At 70.3% G+C, this 9,461-nt stretch carries 8 protein-coding genes; 6 read left to right on the plus strand and 2 right to left on the minus strand.

What is annotated here, in order from left to right:
* The first annotated feature begins 197 nt into the window (after window positions 1-197).
* From VNO22_15150 to VNO22_15175, 6 genes are all read left to right on the plus strand, one after another.
* Window positions 198-1,637, plus strand: a complete 1,440-nt coding sequence (locus VNO22_15150) for an ATP-binding protein (GenBank protein HXG62704.1) — start codon at window positions 198-200, stop codon at window positions 1,635-1,637.
* Window positions 1,638-1,664: 27 nt separating this feature from the next.
* The gene (locus tag VNO22_15155) at window positions 1,665-1,937 is read left to right on the plus strand and encodes a TMEM165/GDT1 family protein (protein ID HXG62705.1); all 273 of its coding nucleotides are present in this window, start codon (window positions 1,665-1,667) and stop codon (window positions 1,935-1,937) included.
* Between the two features lie 483 nt (window positions 1,938-2,420).
* The gene (locus VNO22_15160; protein ID HXG62706.1) at window positions 2,421-3,731 is read left to right on the plus strand and encodes a sodium:proton antiporter; all 1,311 of its coding nucleotides are present in this window, start codon (window positions 2,421-2,423) and stop codon (window positions 3,729-3,731) included.
* Between the two features lie 33 nt (window positions 3,732-3,764).
* Complete coding sequence (gene mgtE / locus VNO22_15165; GenBank protein HXG62707.1) at window positions 3,765-5,183, plus strand: magnesium transporter; 1,419 nt, start codon at window positions 3,765-3,767, stop codon at window positions 5,181-5,183.
* 147 nt (window positions 5,184-5,330) lie between these two features.
* Entirely contained in the window at window positions 5,331-5,978 is a 648-nt protein-coding gene (locus VNO22_15170) for an energy transducer TonB (GenBank protein HXG62708.1), read from the plus strand.
* Between the two features lie 46 nt (window positions 5,979-6,024).
* Window positions 6,025-7,026 carry a hypothetical protein gene (locus tag VNO22_15175; protein ID HXG62709.1) on the plus strand — a complete coding sequence of 334 codons (1,002 nt, stop codon included), beginning with the start codon at window positions 6,025-6,027 and terminating at the stop codon, window positions 7,024-7,026.
* Between the two features lie 85 nt (window positions 7,027-7,111).
* Here the strand turns inward: VNO22_15175 and VNO22_15180 are convergent, their stop codons facing one another.
* Window positions 7,112-8,515: a hypothetical protein gene (locus VNO22_15180; protein HXG62710.1), complete on the minus strand. Its 1,404-nt coding sequence runs from the start codon at window positions 8,513-8,515 to the stop codon at window positions 7,112-7,114.
* A partial coding sequence (locus VNO22_15185) for a c-type cytochrome (GenBank protein ID HXG62711.1) occupies window positions 8,496-9,461 on the minus strand: 966 nt, incomplete at its 5' end. The genes VNO22_15180 and VNO22_15185, both read right to left, overlap by 20 nt.

The raw sequence follows: 9,461 nt of genomic DNA on the forward strand, positions 1-9,461 counted from the left end.
CCCCGGGGCCCCCGCCGGCGCTCCGCGTTCCGCCGCTCCGGCCCGGAAGGCGACGCCGTCTATAATCTCACCCTCGGACGGCAAGGGAAACCCCGGCGCTCGGATCGGGGCCCGGCTCGCTCCCGCCCCACGGTCGCACGGAAAATCGAAACCCCTCGGCGCGGGGTTCCGCGTTCGGGAGGGGGAAGGAGCACCTCATGCGCCGCGGGCTCAGGGACGTCCCGATCCGAACCAAGCTGCGCGCCCTCTTCCTCCTCACCAGCGGCATCGCCGTCGTCATCGCGCTCGGAAGCTTCCTCGCCTACGACGTCGCCTCTCACCGGCAGTTCGCGCGGCGCACCCTCGAGGCGCTCTCGGCCGTGGCCCGCGACCAGCTCGCTCCCGCCCTCGCCTCCGCCGACGCGCGGGACGCGATGGAGATCCTGGAATCCCTGGAGAGCGAGCCGGAGGTTCTGGGGGCCGCCGTGTACGACGCGCGGGGAAATCTTTTCGTGCGCCGGGTCCGGACGGGCGTCCCTCTCGAGACGGTCCCGGACCGGCCGCCTCCGGAGGGCTTCCGCTTCGAGGCGGGTCACCTCCTCCTGACCCGGCCGATCCAGACCGGCGACGGCGTCGTGGGAACCCTTTTCCTGCGATCCGACCTGTCCGAGCTTCGCACCCGCGTGACGCGGCTCGTCGGCGTGGCCGCGGCCGCGCTGGCGACGGCGCTCCTGGCCTCCTTCGTCCTGGGAACCCTCCTCGAAGGACTTCTCACCGGTCCCATCCTCCGCCTCGAGCGCCTCATGCAGGACATCCGCGCCCGCCGCGACTTCTCCGTCCGGGCGCCGAAAGAGGGCCAGGACGAGCTGGGCCGGCTCATCGACGGCTTCAACGGCATGCTCGCCGAGATCGAAAACCTCACCCGCGAGCTGCGCGGCGCCCGGGATGCCCTCGAGGAGCGCGTCCGCGAGCGCACCCAGGAGCTGGAGTCGTTCGCCTACACGATTTCCCATGACCTCCGGGCCCCTCTGCGCGCCATGCAGGGGTTCAGTCAGGCGCTTTTAGAGGACTACGGCGACCGCCTGGACGAGGCGGGGCGGGACTTCGCGCGCCGCATCGCCGCCGCCGCGGAGCGGCTGGATGCCCTCATCCAGGATCTGCTGACCTACAGCCGCCTCACCCACATCGACGTGCGGATGGAGAGGGTGCCCCTCGAGGAGGTGGTGAACCAGGTCCTGCGCGACATGGCGGCGGAAATCCGGGAACGCAAGGCCCAGGTGCGCGTGGCGGAGCGCCTGCCGGCGGTGCGGGCCCACCGCGTCATGCTGACCCAGGTGATCGTGAACCTGGTGTCCAACGCGGTCAAGTTCGTCGCCCGCGGCGTGGAGCCGCGCGTCGAGATCCGCGCCGAACCCCGCCGGGGACACGTCCGCCTCTGGGTGGAGGACAATGGCATCGGCATCGCGGCGGAATATCATGAACGGATCTTCCGGATGTTCGAGCGGCTCAACCGGCAGGAGGACTATCCGGGGACCGGCATCGGCCTGGCCATCGTGCGCAAGGCGATGGAGCGGATGGGAGGGGCCGCGGGCGTCGAAAGCGAACCGGGACGCGGAAGCCGTTTCTGGATCGAGCTGGAGGCCGCCGGGGAGCTATAATGCGCGGCCCTTGCTCGGGAGGTCGCCATGGATTGGAAGCTCTTCGCGGTTACGTTCGTTTCGATCTTCGCCGCCGAGATCGGCGACAAGACGCAGCTGGCCACGATGGCCTTTTCGGCCGAATCGAAGCGCCCGTGGCTCGTTTTCGCGGCGGCGTCCCTGGCGCTCGTGGCGGCGGCGGGAGCGGGAGCGGCGCTCGGCGGCGCTCTGCCGCGGTGGATTCCCGAGGCGTGGATCCGCCGGGGCGCCGCGGCCCTCTTCGTGGCCGTCGGAATCTGGATGTTCCTTTCCGCCCAGTGAACGTTCCAGGGAGTCGAATCATGAGTCGCGCATGGCGAAGGACGGGGCGCTCCGTCCCCCACGGCGTGGGGATCCCCCCCCGATTCGCCCTTCGGGGTTCGCGTTCGGTATCTTGAACGGAGTCCGGCGATAAACGTTGAGCGCGCTCCTCGGCCCTGTTATAACGCCGCCATGGCGCGCCGCCGCTTTCGGAAGATACGTCCTCCCGGATCGGCGTCCTTTCTGACCGAGCTCACGAAGCCGGCGTCCCTCCTCATCCGCCTTCCCGGCACGCCTCAGAACCACCGCTCTCCCCCCGCCTGACTCCGGCGACCGGTCCGGTGTCCGGCGGTCCCCGCGCGCATTCCGCGGGAAGGAAGGAGAGCGCATGAAAACGGAAGCGTGGGTGTTCATGCTCCTGGTGTGGTCGGGGGTGGTCGCCCTCAACATCTTCTGCTACCGGAGGATCCTGAAAAGAAGGAGCGGAACTCCGGGAGGGAATCGATGAACGCGGAGTCCTTTCCCTTCTGGTCGGCCGTTCCTTTCGCGGGGCTTCTGGCGGCGATCGCGTTTCTGCCTCTGGCGGCTCCGCATTGGTGGCACGCGAACCGGAACAAGGCTCTCGTTTCCGCGGGCTTCGCCCTGCCCGCGCTCGTCGTGGCCGCGGTCCGGGAACCGGGCTCGCTCACCCACGCGGCCCTGGAATACACGGCGTTCGTCTGCCTGCTGGGTTCGCTCTACACGATCTCCGGCGGGATCCGGCTGGCGGGGGGCCTCACGGGAACGCCCCTTTCGAACGCCGGGCTTCTCGCCGCGGGCGGCGTCCTGGCCAACCTCGTGGGCACCACCGGCGCGTCGATGCTCCTGATCCGGCCCCTCCTGGAGGCCAACCGGGGACGCCGCTCGCGGGTGCACGTCGTCGTCTTCTTTCTCTTCGTCGTGGCCAACGTCGGCGGATGCCTGACGCCCCTCGGAGACCCGCCGCTCTTTCTCGGATTCCTGAGGGGCGTACCGTTCGCCTGGACCCTGAGGCTCTGGCGGGAATGGCTGTTCGTGGGGGGAACGCTCCTGGCGCTTTTCTTCGCCGTCGATTCGATTCTGTGGCGACGCGAAGGATCGCCCGCCCCGTCGCCGTCGCGGGCCCCGATGCGGCTCTCCGGATCCGTGAACGTCCTGCTCCTTTTCGGGGTCGCCACCGTGGTGCTGGCGAGCGGCCTGGCGGTCTACCCCCGATACGGGGAAACGGCCTCGCTGCTCTTCCAGTCCGCGGCGATGTCGGCCCTGGGAGCGGTCTCCTGGGCGGTCACGCCGCGGGAGCTTCGGCGCGAAAACGGCTTCTCCTGGCATCCTCTGGGGGAGGTGGCGGTGCTCTTCGCGGGGATCTTCGTGGCGATGATTCCCGCGCTGGCGATTTTGCGGGAACGCGGCGCGGCGCTCGGGGTGTCGCGCCCCTGGGAATATTTCTGGGCGACGGGCCTTCTTTCGGCCTTCCTCGACAACGCGCCCACGTATCTTTCGTTCCTCTCCCTGGCTCAGCATCTGCCCGACGAGGTGGTCGGCACGACCCACGCGGCGCTGGAGGCGATCTCCTGCGGCGCGGTTTTCTTCGGAGCCATGACCTACATCGGCAACGGCCCCAATTTCATGGTCAAGGCCGTGGCGGAGCACGACGGCGTGCGGATGCCGTCCTTTTTCGGATACGTGCTCTGGTCGGGAGCGATCCTTCTGCCGCTTTTCGCGGGGGTGACGGTTCTTTTCCTGCGCGGCGCCGGGACGCCGCAATTGAGCTTGACCGGCGGCGTCCGGTTCGGGTAGTCTCCGGGCGGACGCGAAGGACGATTCGCTCCTATGTCGGAAATCCCGCAGGAGATTCCGGGGCCGCCCGCCGCCGGGGAGGCGGAAGCCCGGCCGGCGCCCCCGCCCCTCGAGCCGGAAAAGCTCACCGCCACGCGCCTCCGCGCCGCCCTCAAGGAGGGCCGCCGGGAGGACGTTCTGCGGGCGCTCGAGGCGCTTTCGCCCGTCCGCCGCGCGGAACTCTTCGTGCAGCTCCGGCCCGCGGAGCAGAAGGAGATCCTCGCGGCCGCCCGGTCGGAACTCGGGGCGTCGCTCCTGGCGGAATGCGACAGCGCCCGCCTCAGCCAGACGCTCGAGGAGATCGACCTCGGGACCGTCGAGGCGGCGCTGCGGCTGGTCCCTCCGGACAACCTGGCGGACATCGTCCTTCACCTTTCGCCCGAGACGGCCGCGCGGGTCCTCGAGCGGCTCGATCCCGCGTTGCGCGAGGAGGTCCGCAAACTCCGGGAGTTCGACCCGGAAACCGCCGGGGGTCTCATGACCACACGCTACCAGAGCGTGCCGGACGTGGTCACGGTCGGGCGCGCCCTGGAGCTTCTGCGGCGGTCCCGCTCGGCGGACGCGAGCTCCTACATCTACGTGGTGGACGCCCTGGGAAGGCTCACCGGCGTCGTTCCCCTGCGGCGCCTCATTCTGGCCCAGCCGCGCCAGTCCATCCGGTCGGTCATGGTGAAGGACGTGACGCGGCTCAAGGTCACGGCGCCGAGGGACGAGATTTTGAGCGTCTTCAATCAGTATCACTTCGTTTCGCTGCCGGTGGTGGACGACAAGGACCGCCTGGTGGGCATCGTCACGTTCGACGACGTCATGTCGGCCATGCGCCGGTCCGAAGAGACGGTGCTCCGCGGCGTGACGGGCGCGGATCCGCGCGAGGCGCTCAAGGAAACATGGGTGGCCACGCGCGGGCGGCTTCCCTGGATCACGGTGACGATCCTGGGGGGACTGGCCTGCGCCTTCATCGGGGGGTTCTTTCAGCGGACGCTCGCGGAACTGGTGGTCCTGGGGATCTTCATCCCCATCGTCCTGGCGCTCGGGGAATCGATCGGGGCCCAGACGACGTCGGTGGTCCTTTCGACGCTGGCGGGCGGCAATCCCTCGCGGGAAGAACTCCTGAGTTTCGTGCTGAAGGAGCTGCGGGTGGGAGCCCTCGTGGCGCTCTATTCGGGAGTCGTGGTGAGCGTGACGTCTCTGGCCTGGCACGGGAACCCGCGGTTGGGACTCCTGATCGGGGCGGCGGTTTTCATTTCCGTCGCCTGGGCGGCCCTCCTGGCGGTGGTGATTCCGGGCGCGATGAAGCGTCTGCGCGTGAATCCGGCGGTGGCCAGCGGCCCTCTCGTCCTGGCTTTGGCGGACCTTTCGACGCTCCTGGTCTACTTCGGCGGGGCGACGCTCTTTCTGCCCGCCCTCCGGTAGCGGCCGGCGGAACGCGGCGCGGCCGCGCCCTTCCGAGGGGAGCCGGCTGTCTAGAGGTTGGAGCCGTCCTGCCTAGTTTCTAGACAGGCAGGGCCGCCTTCCCCGGGGAAACAAGCGCAGGCACGGAGTTTGCTCACAGCCCGGGGCATGTCTTCGCGGCTTTCGCTTCTGAGCTCGGCGCTTCTTCACGGCGGGATCGCCGGTCTGCTCGCCTGGGCCGGCCGCGAAGGTCCCTCGCGCGAAGCCGCCGTGGGGGTGGCGGTGCCTCCGTTTGTGGCGCTTTCCCTGGAAGCCGGAGAGCCCGAACCGACGCCGGAGTTCCGCGCCGTCGAGGAGATGCCCCGCGCGGCGCTGGAGCCGGCCGAGCCGATCCTGGAGTTCGACCGCGAACCGGCGCCCCTGCCGGACGTGGACGGCGCGCCGTTCCGGCCGGCCGCGCCCGCGCCGTCCTGGAGCCGACCCCGCGTGGAGGCGCTCCGGAGGGTCGTGCGCTCCGCGGAATCGGTCCCCGAGGTCGAAACCGTGCGCGTCGCCGTGGAGGTGCACAACCCGCCGCCGGAATATCCCCTGGAGGCGCGCCGCGCCCGCAAGGAGGGCGTCGTGGTCGTGGACATCGCCATCCGCGCGGACGGGACGTGCGGGGATGTCCGGGTCGTGGAGGACGCGTCCGATCCGGCTTTCCGCGAGTCCGTGCTGGCGGCCGTGCGGACGTGGAAGTTCCAGCCGGCGCTCCGGGGCGGCCGTCCGGTCGAGAGCGTGCAGCGGTTCCGGTTCGTCTTCCGGATCGGGAACTGAACGGGAATTCGAGGGAAGATTCATCAACCGTAAGGAGGGGTAGCGCATGGTTTCCTGGTGGGTCGGTCTGATGCTGTCGGCGGTTGCGGGAGGGGAAGGCGAGAAACCTCCCGCCTTCGGTCGTCCGCTCAAGAATCTTCTCGAGGAGCCGGTATGGCTTCTCGAAGAGGAGGAAGAAGAGGTCGAGCAGGCGGGCAATCCCGCGGACCGGCAGCGGGCGCCGGAGCAGGATCCGACGCAGCCGCGGCGCAAGATGGTGGAGCGGGAGCAGGAGGTGATCATCAAGGCGCAGGTCTATTCGGAAGAAGACCGCGTGGGTCCGTACAAGCAGCCCGAGTGGACCCAGCACCGCCGCTGGCCCACGACGCGCGTCTATCTCCAGCAGCCGCCCGGCGGCGTGGAATTCGAGCAGTGGCTTGAAATCCGCGTGCCCAAGGAGGGCGGAAAGCGCAACGAGGTGCGCCTGCGGCACGAACTGGAGTTCGGGTTGGGAAGCCGGCTGCAGCTCGACCTCTACGCGCACACGCGCTGGACGCGCCATCGCAGCGGCGACGCTTCCTCGGACAATTCCCTGGAGTGGCGCGGCTGGTCCGCGGAGCTCCGCTGGGCGCTGGCGGACTGGGACGAGATCTTCGGCAATCCCACGATCTACTTCGAATACATCCTCTTCAACGGCGCGGAGGAGACGATCGAGCCCAAGCTCCTCCTGGGCGGAGAAATCGCGCCCGGATGGCACTGGGGAACGAACCTCGTCTACGAGCGGGAGCTGGCGGGGTTCCGCGACCGCACCGAGGAGTTCAAGATCACGGCGGGAGTCTCGCGAACGCTTATCGATAAGTATCTCTCCCTGGGCGCCGCCGTCGAAACGGCCTATGTCGTGGAGCGGGAGGACTCGACGCGGGCCGAGCGCGCGCGGGAGGTCCACATCGGCCCCTCCCTTCAGTTCCGGCCGATCCCCAAGGCGCACATCGATCTTGAGCCCCTGTGGGGCGTCACGGGGGAATCCAAGCGCCTGAAGATGTTCATCGTCTTCGGGTGGGACTTCTGAGGCGATTTCGGCACTCCCTATCTTAGACCCCGGGCGGGCCGGGGCCCCCGCGCCCCGGTCCGCCCCGCCCCCCCTCCCGGACGAATCACCTCGGGCTGCCGGAAGGATCGAGTCGCACGACGAGATCCGCGATCGCCCGCTTGAAGATCGCCTCGCTGGGCGGACCCACCAGCGACATCGTGGGTTCGTACCCGCCCTCCGCAATCGCCCGGTCGGTGCAGATGTATCCGGGGCCGCCCTCGCCGCAGGCCGCCACCGCCACGAACGCTCCCGGCCGCAGACTCTGGGCATAAAGCTGGTACTCCACGAAAGCCTCGCCGGGGAGATTCAGGATGAGAACCGGCCCGATCCGCAGGCCCCCGAAGTCCACCGCGGGGCGCTCCCGCAGCCGCTCGTACCAGGCCACCGCCAGCGCGGCCTTCAGGCGTTCCACGGCGGGACGGCCCGGATCGGCGAGCACGCGCCTCAGACGCTCCTCTCCGAACTCGGGCTCCGTCCGCGGCGCGAAGACCGCTTCGACGCTCGCCCAGACGAACCTCTCCGCCGGCGCGACGCGCGTGGAAGCGATCGCCTCGCGGGCCGCGGCGCGGAGCCGGTCGACGAGAAGCGCGCGAAGCTCCGCCGGGGGAGCGTCGCTGTACTTGCCCACGGTCAGGTCGCCGCCGCAGCCGGCGAAGTACACGTGAGGAACGCCCTCTTCCTTCTCGAACCGGGCGCGGAATTCGCCGGCCACGTCGGGGTCCGCCTTGCCGTCCCCGTAGTTGTTCTGGAGGTGGCTCGCATAATAGTGGAGCCTCGCGAGCGGCCGCGTGCCGTCGAAAAAAGTCACGGTGCGGAGCCACGGATCGATCGTTCCCTCCGGGGCGTCGCGGAGGGCCGGGTCCCGGACCGCGCTGTAGCGCACGAGGATCTTTCCGTCCGGCGCGCGGACGCGGCGGGTGGACGCGAATTTCTCGACGCGGCCGCGGCCGAACCCCACGTGGGTGAAGGGGCGCAGGCGCTCCCGCGCCTCCCGCACCGCCCGGGCGGCGCGGCGCGTGACCTCGTCCAGGAACGCGAGGTCGAGATGCCGGGGAGGCCGCGGGACGCGGTCGAGCAGCTCCTGAGCCCGCGTGTCCGCCAGCGGCGCGTCGTGTGCGTGCGTGCACTGCAGGGCCACCTGGGTTTCGGGCACTCCGGCGGCCTCCGCGATCCGCCTGCGGAAGAGGTCGTAGGCGCCCCCGTGGAGGCGGCACCAGTCGAGGGCCGCCAACACCGCGCGGACCGCGCCGTCGTCGAGGATCACGCCCTTGAGCAGAAGCGGCGCCTCGACGGACTCCAGAGGACGGATCCAGCCGCCGCAGGCGGGATGCCCCGGCGGAGGCGTCGCGTCGCATTCGAAGGTCGCCAGCCGAGGCGCCGCGGGCGGCCCGCCGGCGGCCCCGGCGCATCCCGCCAGGGCCACGAACGCCCAGCGCGCCAGGCGCGTCCTACCGGATCTGCCGCACATATTCGAGAAGATCGGCGACGTCCTGAAGACTCAGTCCCTTAAGGAGATCCTCCGGCATCGGCGACAGCCGGCCGGCCGAGAAGTTCACGATGTCCTTGCGGTAGACGGTCGCATCCTCCGCCCCCGGGCGCCGCAGCGTGATCGAACCGGCCGTGGAGGCGGCCAGAACGCCGCTCAGGATGCGGCCGTCCCGCGTCTCGACGACGTACGGAACGTAATTGGGCAGAACGACGAGGTTGGGCTCGACGATGTTCCGGAGAATCTGCTCCGGCGGATTATCGCGCACGCTGACGAGGTTGGGGCCGATCGCGACGCCCTCGCTTCCGACGGCGTGACAGGAAATGCAGAGCTTCCGGAACGTCGCGGCGCCCCGGGCGGCGTCTCCCCGCAGATCGAGGGCGCCGCGGAACGCTTCGAACCGCCCGGGGTCCGGCTCGAGGCGGGCGAGCGCCGTGCGCGCCCGGGCGGCGAGGGCCGCGTCCGGAAAGCCCAGGAGCTCCGACCGGCGGGCGGGGTCGAGGGAATCGGCGGGGATGTCTCCCCGTTCGATCGCCCCGAGAAGCGGCCCGAGACGCTCCTTGCGCGCGAACGCGGCGGCGAGGGCGCGTTCCCGCACGGCGGGCGTGAGTTTGCGCCACCGGGCGGCGGAAGCTTCCACGACATCCGTCCCCGGAAGAGCGTCGAGGGCCTCGATCGCCGCCCGCTGGACCGCCTCGGGATGCCGGGGGTCCAGAAGCTCCGCGAGACGCGCCGCCGGCGGGGAAGGGGCCAGGAGCCGGATCGCCTCGACGCGCTCGCGCTCCGGCCGGTCCGGGTCGAAGGCCGTCTCCAGGGCCTTCTCGCGCTCGGCGGCCCGCTCCCCCTCGCCCGACGTGCGCGCGAGCGCGGCCACCTCGCGGGCGGCGGCGCGGACCTCTTCGTCCGCGCGGCCGAGGAGCCGCGCCAG

The organism is Planctomycetota bacterium (assembly GCA_035574235.1).
Lineage (GTDB): Bacteria > Planctomycetota > MHYJ01 > MHYJ01 > JACPRB01 > DATLZA01.

Coding starts and splice junctions, on each gene's coding strand:
- VNO22_15155 (HXG62705.1), top strand. CDS start 1,665: ATGGATTGGAAGCTCTTCGCGGTTACGTTCGTTTCGATCTTCGCCGCC.
- VNO22_15160 (HXG62706.1), top strand. CDS start 2,421: ATGAACGCGGAGTCCTTTCCCTTCTGGTCGGCCGTTCCTTTCGCGGGG.
- mgtE (HXG62707.1), top strand. CDS start 3,765: ATGTCGGAAATCCCGCAGGAGATTCCGGGGCCGCCCGCCGCCGGGGAG.
- VNO22_15150 (HXG62704.1), top strand. CDS start 198: ATGCGCCGCGGGCTCAGGGACGTCCCGATCCGAACCAAGCTGCGCGCC.
- VNO22_15180 (HXG62710.1), bottom strand. CDS start 8,515: ATGTGCGGCAGATCCGGTAGGACGCGCCTGGCGCGCTGGGCGTTCGTG.
- VNO22_15175 (HXG62709.1), top strand. CDS start 6,025: ATGGTTTCCTGGTGGGTCGGTCTGATGCTGTCGGCGGTTGCGGGAGGG.
- VNO22_15170 (HXG62708.1), top strand. CDS start 5,331: ATGTCTTCGCGGCTTTCGCTTCTGAGCTCGGCGCTTCTTCACGGCGGG.